The sequence below is a fragment of the Mumia flava genome, from assembly GCF_002797495.1.
In the GTDB taxonomy this organism is placed as follows: domain Bacteria; phylum Actinomycetota; class Actinomycetes; order Propionibacteriales; family Nocardioidaceae; genus Mumia; species Mumia flava.
Genome location: NZ_PGEZ01000001.1, coordinates 158,745 through 175,703, shown reverse-complemented (window position 1 = coordinate 175,703; position 16,959 = coordinate 158,745). Strand labels below are relative to the sequence as shown.

11 protein-coding genes are annotated in these 16,959 nt (G+C 72.4%); 7 read left to right on the top strand and 4 right to left on the bottom strand.

Features of this window, described 5'->3' with window-relative positions; genetic code table 11:
* Positions 1-42: 42 nt before the first annotated feature.
* Both CLV56_RS00845 and CLV56_RS00840 read left to right on the top strand, forming a co-directional pair.
* Complete coding sequence (locus CLV56_RS00845; RefSeq protein ID WP_170224744.1) at positions 43-810, top strand: class I SAM-dependent methyltransferase; 768 nt, start codon at positions 43-45, stop codon at positions 808-810.
* Complete coding sequence (locus tag CLV56_RS00840) at positions 807-4,925, top strand: alpha-(1->3)-arabinofuranosyltransferase (RefSeq protein WP_039340256.1); 4,119 nt, start codon at positions 807-809, stop codon at positions 4,923-4,925. The genes CLV56_RS00845 and CLV56_RS00840 overlap by 4 nt, the downstream gene beginning before the upstream one ends.
* On the opposite strand, the gene CLV56_RS00835 is transcribed toward CLV56_RS00840, so the two are convergent.
* From CLV56_RS00835 to CLV56_RS00825, 3 genes are all read right to left on the bottom strand, one after another.
* Positions 4,814-6,070, bottom strand: coding sequence for an acyltransferase family protein (locus CLV56_RS00835; protein ID WP_100414237.1), 1,257 nt, complete (start codon positions 6,068-6,070; stop codon positions 4,814-4,816). The two genes, CLV56_RS00840 and CLV56_RS00835, sit on opposite strands and share 112 nt — an antisense overlap.
* Positions 6,067-7,905, bottom strand: a complete 1,839-nt coding sequence (locus CLV56_RS00830; protein WP_039340260.1) for a hypothetical protein — start codon at positions 7,903-7,905, stop codon at positions 6,067-6,069. Before CLV56_RS00830 ends, CLV56_RS00835 begins: the two co-directional genes overlap by 4 nt.
* A gap of 69 nt (positions 7,906-7,974) precedes the next feature.
* On the bottom strand, positions 7,975-10,137 hold the full coding sequence (locus CLV56_RS00825) for an aryl-sulfate sulfotransferase (protein ID WP_157805025.1): 2,163 nt from the start codon (positions 10,135-10,137) through the stop codon (positions 7,975-7,977).
* A gap of 155 nt (positions 10,138-10,292) precedes the next feature.
* Between CLV56_RS00825 and pgfA the strand changes: the two genes are divergently transcribed.
* The 5 genes from pgfA (at position 10,293) to coaE (ending at position 15,923) form a co-directional block, all read left to right on the top strand.
* Positions 10,293-11,348 (top strand): cell envelope lipid trafficking protein PgfA, encoded by a 1,056-nt coding sequence (pgfA, locus tag CLV56_RS00820; protein ID WP_039352524.1) that lies wholly within the window; start codon positions 10,293-10,295, stop codon positions 11,346-11,348.
* A 93-nt stretch (positions 11,349-11,441) separates the two neighbouring features.
* Positions 11,442-12,725: a M18 family aminopeptidase gene (locus tag CLV56_RS00815; protein ID WP_039352528.1), complete on the top strand. Its 1,284-nt coding sequence runs from the start codon at positions 11,442-11,444 to the stop codon at positions 12,723-12,725.
* A 273-nt stretch (positions 12,726-12,998) separates the two neighbouring features.
* Positions 12,999-14,480 (top strand): 30S ribosomal protein S1, encoded by a 1,482-nt coding sequence (gene rpsA / locus CLV56_RS00810; RefSeq protein WP_039352531.1) that lies wholly within the window; start codon positions 12,999-13,001, stop codon positions 14,478-14,480.
* An 88-nt stretch (positions 14,481-14,568) separates the two neighbouring features.
* The gene (locus tag CLV56_RS00805; protein ID WP_039352534.1) at positions 14,569-15,342 is read left to right on the top strand and encodes a lipoate--protein ligase family protein; all 774 of its coding nucleotides are present in this window, start codon (positions 14,569-14,571) and stop codon (positions 15,340-15,342) included.
* Positions 15,339-15,923, top strand: coding sequence for a dephospho-CoA kinase (gene coaE / locus CLV56_RS00800; protein ID WP_039352537.1), 585 nt, complete (start codon positions 15,339-15,341; stop codon positions 15,921-15,923). Before CLV56_RS00805 ends, coaE begins: the two co-directional genes overlap by 4 nt.
* A 36-nt stretch (positions 15,924-15,959) precedes the next feature.
* Here coaE and CLV56_RS00795 read toward each other — a convergent pair whose 3' ends face one another.
* The gene (locus tag CLV56_RS00795; protein ID WP_100414999.1) at positions 15,960-16,856 is read right to left on the bottom strand and encodes a sigma-70 family RNA polymerase sigma factor; all 897 of its coding nucleotides are present in this window, start codon (positions 16,854-16,856) and stop codon (positions 15,960-15,962) included.
* Positions 16,857-16,959 lie beyond the last annotated feature (103 nt).

Sequence of the window (16,959 nt, the reverse complement as noted above, 5' to 3'; positions counted from 1 at the left end):
GTAGGTGACGAGTCCCACCCTCGCGTCGGGTACCTTCTCCGGGTGTCACCCCACGTCTCGGCCTCGTCGTCCCGGACCGGTCGCGCACGCCCCGACCTGGCGCGCTCGGTCCGTCTGCTGCGGGCGTTCGGCGAGGAGCAGAGCGACCCCGAGCACTTCTACACCGTCCTGGGTGACGACTCGGTCGAGCAGCTCGGTCGGTGGACGTCGCTGGAGGGCGCACGCGTGCTCGACGTCGGCGGTGGCAAGGGATACTTCGCGCCGTCGTTCGCCCGTGCGGGGGCGCACTACGTGCTCCTCGACCCGGACGCGAGCGAGCTGGACGCGGCGTACGCGCCGGACGCGCTGGCGGGACGCGTCGGCGGCGACGGCCAGCGGCTGCCGTTCGCGGACGACTCCGTCGACGTCGCGTACTCCTCCAACGCGCTCGAGCACGTGCCCGACCCGTGGCGGATGGCCGACGAGATGGTCCGGGTGACGCGGCCGGGCGGGATCGTCTACCTCTCGTACACGCTGTGGTGGGGTCCGTGGGGTGGCCACGAGACGTCGCCGTGGCACTACCTGGGCGGGCGCTACGCCGCCGACCGGTACGCGCGCAAGCACGGCAGACGGCCGAAGAACGACTTCGGGTCGCAGATGTTCGCGCTGACCGCGGCGGCCGGGCTGCGCTGGGCGCGACGCTGCGACGCGCTCGACGTCGTCGCGACGATCCCGCGCTACCACCCCTGGTGGGCGCAGTGGACGCTCCACGTTCCGGTGCTGCGGGAGGTGACCTCGTGGAACCTGCTGATCGTCGGCCGCAAGCGGTGACCACGCGATCCGCAGACTCCGACCGCTTCACCCGGAGGTTCCGGCTCGGTGCCGTCGCGCTCGGTCTGGTCGCCCTGACGTTCGTCCAGAGCCCGGGTCGCGTCGTCACCGACACGAAGCTCGACCTGGTCGTCGACCCGGGAGGGTTCCTCGCCCGGGCGCTGTCCATGTGGGACTCCGTCGGGGCGTTCGGGCAGGTCCAGAATCAGGCGTACGGGTACCTGTTCCCGATGGGTCCGTTCTTCCTCGCAGGGAAGCTCGCGTCGATCGACCCGTGGGTGGTCCAGCGGCTGTGGTGGTCCGCGCTGCTGGTCCTGGCCTTCCTCGGGATGGTCAAGCTGGCCTCCGCGATGGGGCTCGGCACCGACCTGAGCCGGATCGTCGGCGGTCTCGCGTACGCCCTGTCGCCGCGGATCCTCACGGTGATCGGGCCGTCGTCGATCGAGGTCTGGCCGATGGCGCTCGCCCCGTGGGTCCTGGTGCCGCTGGTGATCGGGCTCCGTCGCGGCGACCCGCGCTGGATGGCGGCGGCGAGCGCGTTCGCGGTCGCCTGCGTCGGCGGGGTGAACGCGGTCGCGACCTTCGCCGTGATCCCGCTGGGTGCCCTCTGGCTGCTGATGGCGGCGCCCAGCCCGCGCCGTCGCGCACTGATGCTGTGGTGGCCCGCGTTCGTCCTGCTGGGAACGGCGTGGTGGTTGATCCCGCTGTTCCTGCTCGGGAGCTACAGCCCTCCGTTCCTCGACTACATCGAGAGCGCGTCGGTGACGACGTTCCCCGCGACGGTGTACGACGCGCTGCGTGGGACCAGCGACTGGGTGCCGTACGTCGACACGAACTCGGTCGCCGGCAACGACCTGCTGCGTTCGGTCGCCCTGATCGTCAACGGCGCGGCGGTCACCGCGTTGGGGCTCGTCGGGATCGCGCGCCGCGGCACCCCGCACCGGGCCTTCCTGCTGTCCGGCGTCGTCCTCGGGCTCGTGCTGGTCACGCTCGGTCACACCGGCACCGTCGACGGGTGGGGCGCCGCGAGCGTTCAGCAGGCGCTCGACGGGGCGCTCGCGCCGTTGCGCAACACGCACAAGTTCGATCTCGTCCTGCGGATCCCGCTCGTGCTCGGGCTCGTCCACCTGCTCGCCGCCCTGTCCGGCACGGCCCGCGCCCGCGCCGGCCGGCGGCCCTCGGTGGAGCCGACGCGGTCGCCGCTCGCCCTCGGCGTCACGGTCCTGGCGTGCGCGGCGCTGCTCGGCGCGACGGTCCCCGCGTGGACGGGTCAGCTCGCGAACCGCGGGACCTTCACCGACGTCCCGGCGTACTGGCAGGAGGCGGCGGACTGGCTCGCCGCACGCGACGACGGCACGCGGGCGCTGCTCGAGCCGGCCTCGCCGTTCGGCTCGTACCTGTGGGGTCGGACCGGCGACGAGGTGCTCCAGCCGCTGGCCGAGAGCCCGTGGGCCGTCCGCAACGTCATCCCGCTCGCCCCCGGCGGCAACATCCGCACCATGGACGTGATCGAGCAGCGGCTCGCGACCGGGCGCGGCTCCGCAGGGCTGGCTGCGTACCTGCAGCGCAGCGGCGTGCGGTTCCTCGTGGTCCGCAACGACCTGGAGCCCGGCGACCAGCACACCGACCCCGAACGGGTCTACGCGACGCTGGCGCAGACGCCCGGCGTGGTTCCGGTGGCGAGGTTCGGGCCCACGCTCGGCAGCGCTCGCACGGTCGAGACCGACGAGGGCCGCACGGTGTTCGTCAACCAAGGGGTGCAGGCGCAGCGGCCGGCGATCGAGATCTTCGCGGTCGTCGGCGCGGCGGGCGGCCCGGCGTCGACGCAGCCGCTCGACGGGACACCCGTGGTCGTCGGCGGCCCCCAGGCGCTGCTGCGGGCCGACGAGCAGGGCAGCATCGCCGGTGTGAACGCCCTGCTCGTCGACGACCTCGACGACGGGGAGGGCCCGACCGGCCCGGTCGTGCTCTCGGACGCGGACCGACGGCAGGAGGCGACCTTCGGCCGGGTGGTGCGCAACCGCTCCGCGTCGATGACCGCCGACCAGCCGTACACGCTGGAGCGCCCCGTCCACGACTACGTCGTGAGTCCGACCGATCGCGGTACGTCGGTCCGGCGACTCGACGGGGCCGAGCGGATCACGGCCTCCTCGTCGCAGGCGTGGGCCGACGCGAGCGGCCCCGTGGTGCCGGCCGACCAGCCGTGGTCGGCCTTCGACGGCGACCCGCGCACGAGCTGGCGTGCCGCCGCGGGGGAGACCGACTCGTGGATCGTGATCGACCTCGGCCAGCCGACCAGCGCGCCGACGGCGACGATCACGACCGGCGATCCGCCGGGCGTCTCGCGCAGGATCGTCGTCACCACCGACGCCGGGTCCGTCGAGACCACGGCGCAGGGGGGAGAGCCGACGCCCGTCGCTCTGCCGGACGGGGCCACCGATGCGATCCGGGTGTCCGGTCGCGGCACCCTGCTGGAGCCGCTCACGATCGCCGAGGTCGCGGTCGACGGGATCGACGTGACCCGTCCGCTCGTGATGCCGCGGCTGCCCGAGGGGTGGGACCCGCCGCGGCAGATCCAGATCGGCGTGGACGGGTCCGAACGCGTCGGGTGCCTGCCGACCGGCAGCGTCACCACGTGCGTCGCGGGTGCGTCCCAGTGGGGCGAGGACGGTCGTGTGCTCGACCGCGAGCTGGCGCTTCCCCGCGCGGCGCAGTACACGCCGGAGCTCACGGTCACCGGTGTCGGTGGCGCGGGCTTCGACGACGCGATCCAGTCCGGGCGGCTGGCGGCGGTCCGGGCGAGCTCGTACCTCACCGAGGAGCCTGCCAACAGCGTCGTACGAGCGATCGACGCCGACCCGCGGACCGGGTGGGTCGCGGACCCGACCGACGAGGACCCGACCCTCGCCCTGTCCTGGGTGGGGCAGCGGAGGATCGACCGGATCCAGCTGCAGACGTCCCCGTCGCTCGCGGCCTCCGCTCCGACGGAGGCGATCCTGCGGTTCCCGGACGGGACCGAGCACGAGGTGGCGGTGGACGCGGACGGCGTCGCGCGGTTCCCTGCGGTCCGCACGGACCGGGTCGAGGTCCATCTGCGTTCCACGGACCCGGTAGGTGCGTTCGGTGCGTTCGGCGGGATCGACGACCTGCCCGTCGGGGTCAGCGAGGTCAGGCTCCCGGGAACGGGCCTGTTCCCGCAGGTGCCGTCCACCCAGGCATGGGGCCGGTGCGGGCTCGGGCCCACGCTGGAGGTCAACGGGCGGCTGCTGCAGACCCGGCCGGCGGGCTCCGCGGCCGATCTGCTGTCCGGTGCCGACATGCGTGCGGAGGTCTGCGGGGCCGACCGGCTGCGACTGAGCGAGGGTGCGAACCGGATCCGCGTCGTCGGAGACGGCGTCACCCGGCCGCTCGGACTGACGCTCGGCTCCCCGGAGCCGGCGACCGCGGCGGCACGGGCGGACCGCGAGGAGTGGAGCACCGACGCCAGGACGCTCACGTTCGGCGAGGTGGACGAGCCGACCCTCGTCACGGTCGCGGAGAACGTGAACGCCGGATGGCGCGACGCGGAGGGGCGCGCGTCGCGTCAGGTGAACGGGTGGCAGCAGGGCTGGGTCGTACCGGCCGGCAGCGACCGGCTGAGCATCGACTACGAGCCCAACTCGACGTACCGCGCGGGGCTGGTCGTGGGCGCGCTGACCTTCCTCGCGCTGTTCCTCGTGCTCTTCGTCCGCCGGGATCCCGCGCCGGCCCCGACGCCGCTGCGTCGTCGTCGGCACGGCGGCGTCCTGCTGGCGGCTCTCCTCCTCGGGGTCGGGCTGGTCGCAGGGACGGCCGGCGCGGTGGTCGCCCTCGGGTCGTGGGCGCTCGGGCGTGCGCTGCGCCGACGCGCGGCCGCGGACGACCTCGCATGGATCGCCGGGTGCGTGCTCCTGGTCGCGGCGATCGGCTACGCCGCACGTCCGTGGGGCGGCTCGGCCGGCTGGGCCGGTGAGCTCGCGTGGCCTCAGCTGCTGGTGGTCGCGTCGCTCGGCGTGGTCGCCTCGCTGGTGGTGCCCGGACCTCGCCTGCGGCCGAGGTTCCTCAGCCGCATCGCCGGACGCTCGACGACCCGGTAGAGCACCTCGGCGACCACCAGGCTGAGGGCCAGGGTCCACGCGAAGATCATCGGGCCCTGCCCTCCACCGATCTCGAAGTCCCTCCACTCGTACAGCAGGTGGAGCACGATGAGGTGGCAGCAGAAGAGGCTGTACGAGGTGCGGCCGAGGTGGCGCAGGGCAGGCGCCGACATGAGCCGGGCGAACCTCGTGGCCGGTGGGGCCAGCACGCCGGGCAGAACGAGCATCCCGGCGATCGCGCCGTAGAGCAGCGTGCGCACCGTGGTCTCCGCCGCGGTGGGGGCCACCAGCCCGCTGGGGCCGGCGAGCGGTGTCGAGGCGACGGCGAGGAGAGCGAGCGCGATGCCCCAGCACGTCCAGGGGCTCGCGCCGGCGTGGCGCACCCACTGCGACCAGCGGGAGTCCGGCGCCGACACGCCTGCCCCGGTCGTCACGACGGCGAGGGACAGCCCGACCCCGAACCAGCCGAGGTACGCCGGCAGCCACTGCGGGGCCAGGAACAGGCTGTCCGGCGCGAGTCCGGCCAGGCCGAGGTCCCACGCGACGCTGATCAGGACCATCGCCGCTGCGACACCGTGGAGCGCGCGGGGATGCCATCCTCGACGGCAGACGACCTTGACGGCGAACCACCCCAGCAGCGGCAGGATCAGGTAGAACGTCACCTCGACGCCGAGGCTCCACATCTGCCCGAGCCCGAGCGGGAACGGCTCCTGCCCGTACAGCGTGGTCAGCGTCAGGTTGTGCCACCACGTCGAGGCCGTGAGCGGTTCGGGCTGCTCGACCAGGAGCAGTGCGGCGACGACGCTCACCCAGTAGACCGGCAGGATGCGGATCGCCCGCTTCCAGAGGTAGTGCCGCGTCGAGGGGAACCCTGACGGCGCCGCCGCCTCCTTCAGGTACGGCTGGCTCAGCAGGAATCCCGACAGCACGAAGAAGATCGCCACCCCGACCTCGAGGCGCGCCGTGAGCGTCCCCCACCCCTCGGTCGAGGAGTAGCCGCTGAGGAAGGCGACATGGGTCGCGACGACCGCGATCGCGGCCACGGCCCGCAACGAGTCGAGGACGGGGTAGACGCTCTGCGGGTCGGGTCGGCCGTCGCGCTCGGGCACGAGCGGGTCGGCGGCGGCATCAGCCGTGGTGCTCATGAGAAACCGGCCAGGAGGTCACCGACGACGACGCGGCTCACGCACATCCGCACGCCCTCGGGCGGCGTCAGGGTGATCGCGTCGAGGTTGCCGACGGTGTCGACGTACATCGTGTGGGCTCCCTTGCGCGCTGCGGCCTCGAACGACTCGCGTGGAGTCTCGACCGTCACGGTGCCGGGCCCGAAGGCGAGGTAGGAGATCGCGAGCCACTGCTCAGGGTAGTCGTAGGCCGTCGTCGGGAACGCGATCTCGGTCGGTCCCTCGACGAGCGTGCCGCACTCGGAGCCGGTGTCCGTGACCGCGTCGACGCCCTCGGGGACCCAGGCGGGCGCGAGCTCGCCGAGCTCGTTCAGCACCTGGAGGTCCTCACCGATGCGCGGGGTCGTGAAGAGGTCGTCGACGGGGGCGAGCAGGTGGGAGGGCGTGTTGTACGGGTAGGTGTTGGACCACATCACGTCGTCCGGCACGGAGACGTCGGCGAGTGCCGGGACGATCGGCTGGTCGGCGAGCTCCTCCACCGCCTGCTCGACGAAGGCCCGGGTCGGGTAGTCGCGGTGCCACGGCGCGACGTAGGTCACGGTCGAGACCGCGGCGCCGACGACGAGCGCGGCGCAGGCCGCGACCGGGACCCACCGCGGGGGAGTCCACGCGAGCAGCGGAGGCTCGCGCCGTCGGCTCGGCTCGATCGCACCGAGGACGGGCATGCACATCGCGGCGCCGGCCAGCACGACGACGGGGGCGAGGTCCGAGACGTAGCGCGGCTCGAGCCCGACGAGCGCGCCGAGCCCCTGCGCGCGGCTGGTCGCGAGCAGCGCGAAGCTGGCCGCGAGGGAGAGCACGCAGAGCAGGAGCGACCGTGCAGCGCGGGAGCGCGTGAGCAGGACGTACGCGAGCGCGAGGATCACGGCCACGGCGGCCGCCGCGGCCGCCCAGCCCTGCGGCGCCGCGACCTGGAGCGGGTCGTTGAACACCTGCCACCTCCAGGGTCCTCCGACCAGGCTGGGGACGACGGTCTCGCGGACCATCGCGTCCAGCAGGCCGTCGATCTCGGAGCGCCCGGGGAGCCGGTTGATCGACTCCACCACGGCGACGTACACGGCCGCGTACACGGCGGTCACCGCCCCGTAGAGCAGCCACGCCGGCCAGAACCGCCGCAGCGGGCCGAGGATGCGCCGGCGCGGCCCGCCCGAGGAGAACCACAGGACGGTCAGGAGGGCGAGCAGCAACGGCACGACGGCCGTCTTCGCGTAGGCGAGGTAGCCCACGACGAGGACGGCGGTGGTCGCGACCGCGTACCGCACGCGTCGGGTGCGCAGGTAGACGACGTGCGCCGAGACCGCCAGGAAGAGGACGATCTGCAGCGGCAGCTGGTTGAGCGCGACCGCCCACCACATGGTCGACGGGACGACGAGGGTCGACGTGAGGTACCAGCCGAGCGCCAGCAGGATGCCCGGGCGTGGGCCGAACAGCGTCCGCAGCATCACGAGGCAGGAGACCGACGCGGCCGCCTGGAGCGCCACGATCTCGACCGCGGCCCACTCCCACGCGAACCCGCCCGCGGAGCCGACCGCTGCAGCGAGCAGCAGGCCGAGCGGCATGACCTGGGCGTCGTGCGGGGCCAGCACGTGCTCGAGGGAGAACCCGTCGCGGGCGAGGTCGGACAGGAAGATGAAGTCGTCGGTGTAGAACCAGCCGCCGGCTGTCGCCCAGGCACGGAGCGCGACCTGGGCGAGGATCATCGCGACCGCGACGGCCGTGACCACCTGGCCGCGCGTGGTGCCTGCGGGGATCAGGCTCCGGATCGCGCGACTCGTGTCCGCAGCCAGGGTGCTCACCGCAGGGAGTGTAGTGCCGGGCGCTCCGGGCCCTGGGGCGCCGGTGCCTCAGCGACCCGCGGACCGTCGCTAACGGCGGCGGGCGACGACGCGGGCGCCCACCGTGTCACGGCGGGGACCGTGCGTCGACGTCGCTCGGAGGGTGAAGCGCCGCTCCGCTCCGGCGGGTGCCGAACGTGCCCGGCGGACCGCGACCTTGACCAGCGTCGACCTCCCCGGAGCGAGCCGTACGGTCCGGAACCGTCCCCGCACGACGGCGCGGGTCCGGTCCCGGCCTCCGACGCGGTACGTCACGGCGAACCTGCGGTTTCCCGCCTTCCCGCGCAGCCGGAACCGCTCGGGACGGTTGCCGGTGTTGCGGATCCGGACGACGAAGACCCGGCGGCCGCGGCGCTCGATCCCCGCCTTCACGGTCTGGCGGCCGGCCGCACCGACCACGCCGTCGCCACGGTAGGTGCGCCGGTCGGCTCGCCGTACGGACGCGTCCGGCCGGTAGCGGGGCGGCGGCGCCGCGGCGGCCACGCGGTAGGAGCGGGTCAGCACGGTCCGGTGGCCGGCGCCGTCGGTGGCGGAGACGCGCACCTGGGCCTGCCCGGGCGAGGAGGTGTCGAGCCGGCCGTTCCTCAGGCCGCTGACCCGGCACGTGCGCAGGCTCGAACCGCCGCGGTCGGTGCAGGCGTAGCGCGGCGTCACCCGTGCGCCCTCGGTGTACGTGCTTCCCGCAGGCAGCCCGGTCAGGCTCACCCGTGGCGCGACGGCGTCGGGGACCGGCGTGCGGAACGCCCGGTAGCTCGCACGCCGCTGGTTCAGGTCGCTGGGAGAGGCGGGGTCGACGAGCTCCCACACCGGGTCGCCCGCGGCATCCACCTCGGTGACGAGCGCCTTGCGCTCCGAGGCCCAGGACACGAGCGTGTTGCCGTTGTCGAGGCGCTCGGCCGAGCCGGCGAAGATCGCGTACCGGTCCGGGACCTCGTAGTTCCAGACCGGCGTCGCCGTCCCGGCGGCGGTGTCGAGGGCGTACTCGGTGACGCGGGTCGGGGTCCGGGCGACCACCGGCCCGGTCGGATCCGCCGGGTCGATGCAGAGCGGGCCCGGGGCCCATGCGCCGTTGTCGAAGAGCAGGATCCGGTCGTCGCCGACCACGGTCGCGGTGTGCTGGGCGCACGGTCCGCCGTCGCCGGGGATGGGAGCACCGAGCTCGTCGACGAAGGCGAAGGTGCTGTCGCGGCCCCCCAGCTTCCAGACGACCTCACCCTCGGCGTACCCGTCGTGGGCGGTCCGCGCGATCTTGAAGACGGAGCTGAGGTGGCGGAACGACGCGAGGACGTCGCCGTCGGGCATCAGGGCGATCGAGTTGATGTGCGCGTAGTCGCCGGCGGCGTCGATCACCGCCTCGGCATCGGGATCGACGTGATCGGCCGAGCTCCACTCCCACAGCACATCGCGTGATGCGGAGAGGTGCTGGATCACCGCGTCGGTCCGCCCGGTGGCGGGATCGGGCTCGTACGCGATGAGGTACAGGGTGCCGTCCGGGAGCACCAGGGAGTCATGGGGGTCGGTGTTGACGAGGCCGACCGTCTCGTACCGCGCGACCTCGTCCATGCGGTCGTCCAGCACGGCCATCGCGGACCCGGTCCGCCCCGCCGTCTCGGTCGCTCGAAAGACGGTGAGTCTGCCGTCGGGCTGCCGCTTGAAGTCCGTCGAGCTCGGGGTCCGACGGGCGTAGACCGGGACGCCGTTCGCGTCCACGGCGGCCTCGTACGTCCGTCCGTCGAAGAACGTGGTCAGCGTGAGCAACGTGTGGCCTGGCTGCATCCCGGCGCCGTCGCCGCCGACATCGACCCGCTCGAGGGTCGGGAACCCGGCCGGGGTGACGAACAGCGCGTGCACGGCCGTCCCGCCGCTGTCGGAGAAGATCACCGAGACCTCGTCGCCGGGCCTCAGGCCCGAGATCGTACGGGCGCCGGTGGCGGGACGGCCGTTGATCCGCACCGTGCCGTCCGGGTCGCTCGTCGTCGCCGTGATCGTCAGTGCGGTGATCTCGTCGGTCGCCGACGTCACCGCGTAGCGCTCGACGGCCGGGTCGAACGCGGGGAACATCCCGACTCCGGCTCCCGCGACGGCGAGCGTACGGGTGGGTGCGGCGTCGGCGTGCGCGTCGGGCGCGGACGGTGCGAGAGCGACCGTCGCGCCGACGAGCCCGAGCACCAGCGCGACGAGGATCGGACGCATGGAACCGCACGCTACCCGGTGCAGTCGACCCGTTCCTGACGACTTCGGGGGCACCGTGACCGAACTGAGACGTGCCGCTGCCCCCATCGACCGAGACCGCGGAGGCTACTCCTTGGTAGTGTGCCGCAGATCATCATCACCTGAAGGGAGTTTCGGTGGGGAAGAAGACAGGGTTCGTCGCCCTCCTCCTCGGCGTGTTCTTGCTGGGCATCGCGGTGCTGGCCAAGTTCTACGCCTACGACGAGCTTGCTGTCGTTCCGCTCGACCAGGACACGGAGACGGTCTCGAAGACCGCTCCGGGCGACGACGCCACGTACCTGAACGTCGGCGCGACCGGTGGGCCTGCTGTCGAGACGGGGCCGCTGGAGTCGCGGCGCACCGTCGTCGGGAAGGTCGAGCTGAGCGAAGAAGCCAGCGAGGACCTCGACGAGGACGTCGCCGTCTGGGACACGTTCTCCTACACCGCGCCCCCGGGGACGGCGGCCGAGGACGCGCTCAGTGCGACCCGTGACCTGGTGCCGTTCGACCGTCACACCGCGGAGACCGTCCGCTGGTCGGGTGCGATGACCGAGAGCGGCGGACAGACGATCCAGCCGTTCTCCTTCTCGGGCAACTACTTCAAGTTCCCGTTCAACACCCAGAAGGAGTCCGTCGAGTTCTGGGACGGCTCGGTGCGCAAGGCGGTCCCCGCCGAGTACGAGGCGACCGAGGAGATCGAGGGCCTGACGGTCTACCGGTTCGTGCAGACGATCGAGCCGGTCCAGATCGCCACCCAGGAGGTCCCGGGCAGCCTCGTCGGCGAGGACGTCGCCTCCTTGAACGCCGAGCGGATCTACTCCAACACCCGGACCCTGTGGGTCGAGCCCGAGACCGGCGTCATCATCAAGGGCCAGGAGGAGCAGTTCGCCACGCTGGAGGTCGACGGCTCTCCGCGCCTGACGATCACGGACGCGACTCTCGGGTACGACGAGGAGACCGTCAGCGCCACCGTCGACGAGTACGAGTCGAAGGCGATGCTGCTCGGTCTGGTCCGCACCGAGATCCCGGTGGTCGCCACCGTGCTCGGTGTCCTGCTGGTGCTGCTCGGCGGTTTCCTGCTGCTGCGCGCGAACCGGTCCGGGTCGACGCCGTCCGACGACGACACGCCCGCGGAGCCGGGCCCTGCCGACGGCGAGACCGCCGCCGGCGGCCGGCGCAAGGCCACGGCCTGACGCCACGGACGCTCGTCCGGCCGAGCCCGCCGCCGACCCCTCCCCGGGGTCGGCGGCGGGCTCGTTGTCGTCGGTGCGGCAGACTGGCTCCCGATGACTGAGTCCAGTGCTGCCGCTCACGACCTCTGTGCCTTCGTCGACGCCTCGCCGTCGCCGTTCCACGTCTGCGGGACCGTCGCCGCTCGCCTGCGGGCGGCCGGGTTCGCCGAGGTGGACGAGACCCTGGCCTGGCCGGCGGAGCCCGGCCGGCACTTCCTCGTCCGGGGCGGTTCGCTCGTCGCCTGGTCGACCGAGTCCGCGACCGGCCCCGCGAGCTCGTTCCGCGTCGTCGGCGGACACACCGACTCACCGAACCTGCGGGTCAAGCAGCACCACGACCGCACCAGCGCGGGCTGGGAGACGATCGCGCTCCAGCCGTACGGCGGGGCGTGGCTGAACTCCTGGCTGGATCGCGACCTGGGTCTGTCGGGCCGCGTCAGCGTCCGCGACGGCGATGCGGTCGCGACGCGGCTCGTGCTGCTGGACGAGCCGGTGCTGACCGTTCCGCAGCTGGCGATCCACCTGTCGGAGGAGCGCAAGGGCGTCCAGCTCGACCCGCAGCGTCACCTCGACGCCGTCTACGGCACGGGGGACGGCTCCGACCTGCTCTCCGACGTCGCGCGGCGGCTCGAGGTCGCGCGCGACGACGTCCTCGCCTTCGAGCTCATGACCCACGACCTGACCGCGAGCCGGCTCCTCGGCCCGCGCAGCGACCTGCTCGCCGCTCCGCGCCTGGACAACCAGGTGACCTGCTGGGCCGGCATGCAGGCGCTGCTCGCCGCGGTCGAGCAGCCCGCTGCCGGGGTCGTGCCGCTCCTGGTCCTCTTCGACCACGAGGAGGTCGGGTCGATGTCGGACCGCGGTGCGTTCTCGGACCTGCTGACCACGGTGATCGAGCGGGTCGTCGTGGCCGCCGGAGGAGGGCGCGACGAGTACCACCGTGCGATCGCCGGCTCGGTGTGCGCGTCGGGCGACATGGCGCACGCCACCCACCCGAACTACCCCGACCGTCACGAGCCCGGGCACCGGATCGTCGCGAACGGCGGCCCGGTGCTGAAGGTCCACCCGAATCTCCGCTACGCCACCGACGCGACCGGCACGGCGGCGTTCGCGCTGGCCTGCGAGGTCGCGGGGGTGCCGCTCCAGCGCTACGAGCACCGCGCGGACCTGCCGTGCGGCTCCACGGTGGGCCCGATCACCGCGTCACGGACCGGCATGCCGACCGTCGACGTGGGGGCTCCTCAGCTGGCGATGCACGCTGCGCGGGAGCTGATGGGGGCGCACGACCCGCACCAGTACGCCGCGGCGCTCACGGCGTTCCTGGCGCCGGCGGCCTGACCGGGTCCGCCCGAGCGGGTCCGCCTGGCCGGGACCGCGCGGCGCGTCGCCTGTCGTTCCGGGCGATCGGCGGACGCCCCGCGTTGACCCTCCTGGGCGCCACCCCGTACCCTGGATGGTGCGTTGTGGACTCGCATGACCTCAGACGGAGCGGGTTCATGCTCGCGCCACGTCGGGCGCACTGCTTCTCATGCAATCACTCGGCACGTCGCGACTCAGGGTCTGCCGCGCGCACGACGACGACTCTATCCATTCATCGGAGCCCATTCCTCTATGACGAGCAGCATCCAGACAGCCCCCGCAACTCCGCAGGTTGCGGTCAACGACATCGGATCCGAGGAAGACTTCCTCGCCGAGGTCGACAAGACCATCAAGTACTTCAACGACGGTGACATCGTCGACGGCACCATCGTCAAGGTCGATCGGGACGAGGTTCTCCTCGACATCGGCTACAAGACCGAAGGTGTCATTCCCTCGCGGGAGCTGTCCATCAAGCACGACGTGGATCCGAACGAGGTCGTCTCGGTCGGTGACGCCGTGGAGGCGCTCGTCCTTCAGAAGGAGGACAAGGAGGGCCGCCTGATCCTCTCGAAGAAGCGGGCGCAGTACGAGCGCGCCTGGGGCGACATCGAGAAGATCAAGGACGAGGACGGCGTCGTCGAGGGCACCGTCATCGAGGTCGTCAAGGGTGGCCTCATCCTGGACATCGGTCTGCGCGGCTTCCTGCCCGCCTCGCTCGTCGAGATGCGGCGTGTCCGCGACCTCGCCCCGTACGTCGGCCAGAAGCTCGAGGCGAAGATCATCGAGCTCGACAAGAACCGCAACAACGTGGTGCTGTCGCGTCGCGCGTGGCTGGAGCAGACCCAGTCGGAGGTTCGCCAGAACTTCCTCACCCAGCTGGCGAAGGGGCAGATCCGCAAGGGTGTCGTCTCCTCGATCGTCAACTTCGGTGCGTTCGTCGATCTCGGCGGCGTCGACGGCCTGGTCCACGTCTCCGAGCTGTCGTGGAAGCACATCGACCACCCGAGCGAGGTCGTCGCCGTGGGCGACGAGGTCACCGTCGAGGTGCTCGAGGTCGACATGGACCGCGAGCGCGTCTCGCTGTCGCTGAAGGCGACGCAGGAGGATCCGTGGCAGCACTTCGCCCGGACCCACCAGATCGGTCAGATCGTCCCGGGCAAGGTCACCAAGCTCGTCCCGTTCGGTGCGTTCGTGCGCGTCGAGGAGGGCATCGAGGGCCTGGTCCACATCTCGGAGCTGGCCGAGCGCCACGTCGAGATCCCGGAGCAGGTCGTCCAGGTCGGCGACGCGGTGATGGTCAAGATCATCGACATCGACCTCGAGCGTCGTCGGATCTCGCTCTCGCTGAAGCAGGCGAACGAGACCGAGGTCGCGCAGGACGCCGACGAGTTCGACCCCACGCTGTACGGCATGGCGTCGTCCTACGACGAGCAGGGCAACTACATCTACCCCGAGGGCTTCGACCCGGAGACCGGCGAGTGGCGCGAGGGGTACGACGAGCAGCGCGAGACCTGGGAGCGGCAGTACGCCGAGGCCCACGCGCGCTGGGAGGCCCACAAGAAGCAGGTCGCCGAGGCCGAGACGGCCGCGCGCGACGCCGGCCAGCCGAGCGGTGGCTCCTACTCGTCGGCGGCGCCGGCGCAGGAGTCGCAGCCCAGCAGCGGCGGCGGCGGCGGCTCGCTCGCCTCGGACGAGGCGCTGCAGGCGCTGCGCGACAAGCTGACCGGCGGCTGACCGGTTCGCTGAGCTGACGACGAAGCCCCCACCCGATCGGGTGGGGGCTTCGTCATGCCCGGCACTCGGCGGTCGGTAGCCTGTCCGCGTGCGCATTCTCCTCGACCCGGCTCCGGCCGATCCGGATCCGACCGTCGACATCGCGGTCGCGACGGCGTTGCTGCGCCAGGCCTCGGAGGGTGTGATCGGGCCGACCGTCCGGATCAGCTCGCCGCCGGGGCCGGTCGCTGCCTTCGGCAGGACCGATCTGCGCAGGCCGGGCTTCGGATCGGCCGCGGCCGCGTGCAGGGCCCTCGGGTTCGCGCCGGTCGTCCGCGGCGCCGGGGGGCGGCTCGCGATGTACACGGAGCAGACCCTGGTGATCGACCACGTCAGCCCGGACCCGGATCCGGGCTCGGGGATGCGGGACCGGTTCCGCGACTACGGCATGCTGCTGGGGGACGTCCTGGGGCGCCTGGGGATCGACGCGCGCGTCGGCCCGGTCCCCGGCGAGTACTGCCCGGGCGAGTACAGCCTGAACGCGCGCGGGACCACCAAGCTGGTCGGCACCGCGCAGCGGATCGTCCGCGGGGCGTGGTTGTTCTCCGCGATCGTGGTGGTCGGCGACGGCCCTGCGCTGCGTGCGGCGATGCCGGTCGCGCACCACCGCCTCGACGTCCCGATGCGCCGGCGCTCGATCGGCTCGGTCCTCGAGGAGGCGCCGTGGCTGGACCAGCGGCACGTCCTCGATGCGCTGCTCGAGGGGTACCGCTCGATGACCGACGTGGAGGTCGCGTCGCTGGACTCGTCGACGCTGAACCGCGCGTACGACCTGGCCGACGACCACCGGATCGGTCGGACGTCCGTGCGGCCGTCGGCATGAGGGTCGGGCTCACCGGTGGGATCGGCTCCGGCAAGAGCACGGTGAGCGCGCTCCTCGCTGAGCGCGGTGCGGTCGTGATCGACTCGGACCTGCTCTCGCGCGAGGTGGTCGAGCCCGGGACCGAGGGGCTGGCCGCGGTCGTCGCGCGCTTCGGCGACGGGGTCCTCGACGCGGACGGGCGCCTCGACCGGCCGGCGCTGGGTGCGATCGTGTTCGCTGACGACGCCGCGCGGCGGGACCTCGAGGCGATCGTGCACCCCCTCGTGCGTGCGCGGGCGGCCGAGCTGGAGCGCGCCGCCGGCGAGGACGCGGTCGTGGTCCACGACGTCCCGCTGCTGGTCGAGACGGGACAGACCGACGCGTACGACGTGGTGGTCGTCGTCGACGTCCCGACCGAGACGCAGGTCGAGCGTCTGGTGCAGCAGCGGGGGATGGCGGAGGTCGACGCGCGGGCGAGGATCACCGCCCAGGCCACCCGGGAACGACGAACCGGTGCTGCCGACCACGTGGTCGACAACACCGGTTCGCTGGAGGAGCTCACGCAGTCCGTCGACTCCCTGTGGGAGACGCTGACGTCGTGAGCCACGCCCCGCGCCGTTGCGGGACGTGGGTCTTCGTCAGGCCGCCAGGTCGGGGTCCGCGATCTTGCGGAGCCGCTGGATGGCCTCCCGCTCGAGCTGGCGCACCCGCTCCGCCGAGATGCCGTGCCGCTTGCCGATGTCGGCCAGCTTGTGCTGACGGCCGTCGAGGAGGCCGTAGCGGCACCGGATGATGTCCGCCTCGCGCTCGCCGAGGTGCTCGACGAGACCCGACAGCCGGTCGCGGGACTCGGTGTCGAGGACCGCGTGGTCCGGGCCGGGCTGGGTCTCGCGGGCGACCAGGTCGCCGAGCGAGGTGTCGCCGTCCTCGTCGACCGGCGAGTCGAGGCTCACGTGGTCACGGCCCCAGGAGATCAGGTCGAGGACGCGCTCGACGTCCATCCCCAGCTCCTCGGCGATCTCGGAGGCGTCCGGCTCGTAGCCGAGCTGGCGCTCCAGGTTGCGACGCGCGGCGCCGACCTGGTTCAGCTCCTCGACCACGTGGACCGGGAGGCGAACCACGCGACCCTGCTGCGCGATGCCGCGGGTGATCGCCTGGCGGACCCACCAGGTCGCGTAGGTGGAGAACTTGAAGCCCTTGCGGTAGTCGAACTTCTCGACCGCGCGGATCAGGCCGGTGTTGCCCTCCTGGACGAGGTCCAGCAGCGGCATCTGCGACCGGCCGTACTTGCGGGCGATCGAGACGACCAGGCGGAGGTTCGCGGTGATGAACTCGTCGATGGCGCGGTCACCCTCGGCGACCATCCACTCCAGCTCCTCCTGGGTGGCGGACTTCGGCGCACCGCCCTTGCGGCGGCCGATCCGGCCCTCCTCGAGCAGGTGCTTGGCCAGCAGACCCGCCTCGATGGCCTTGCTCAGCTCGACCTCCCGAGCGGCGTCGAGCAGCGGAGTGCGCGAGATCTCGTCGAGATACATCCCGACGCTGTCTCGTCCCTCGACGCGCTCGCGCACCTGAGTCGTTGCTGTCGTCACGCAGACCAGCTCCCTCGTTGTCGTCTGTGCTCACCGGGTCACAACA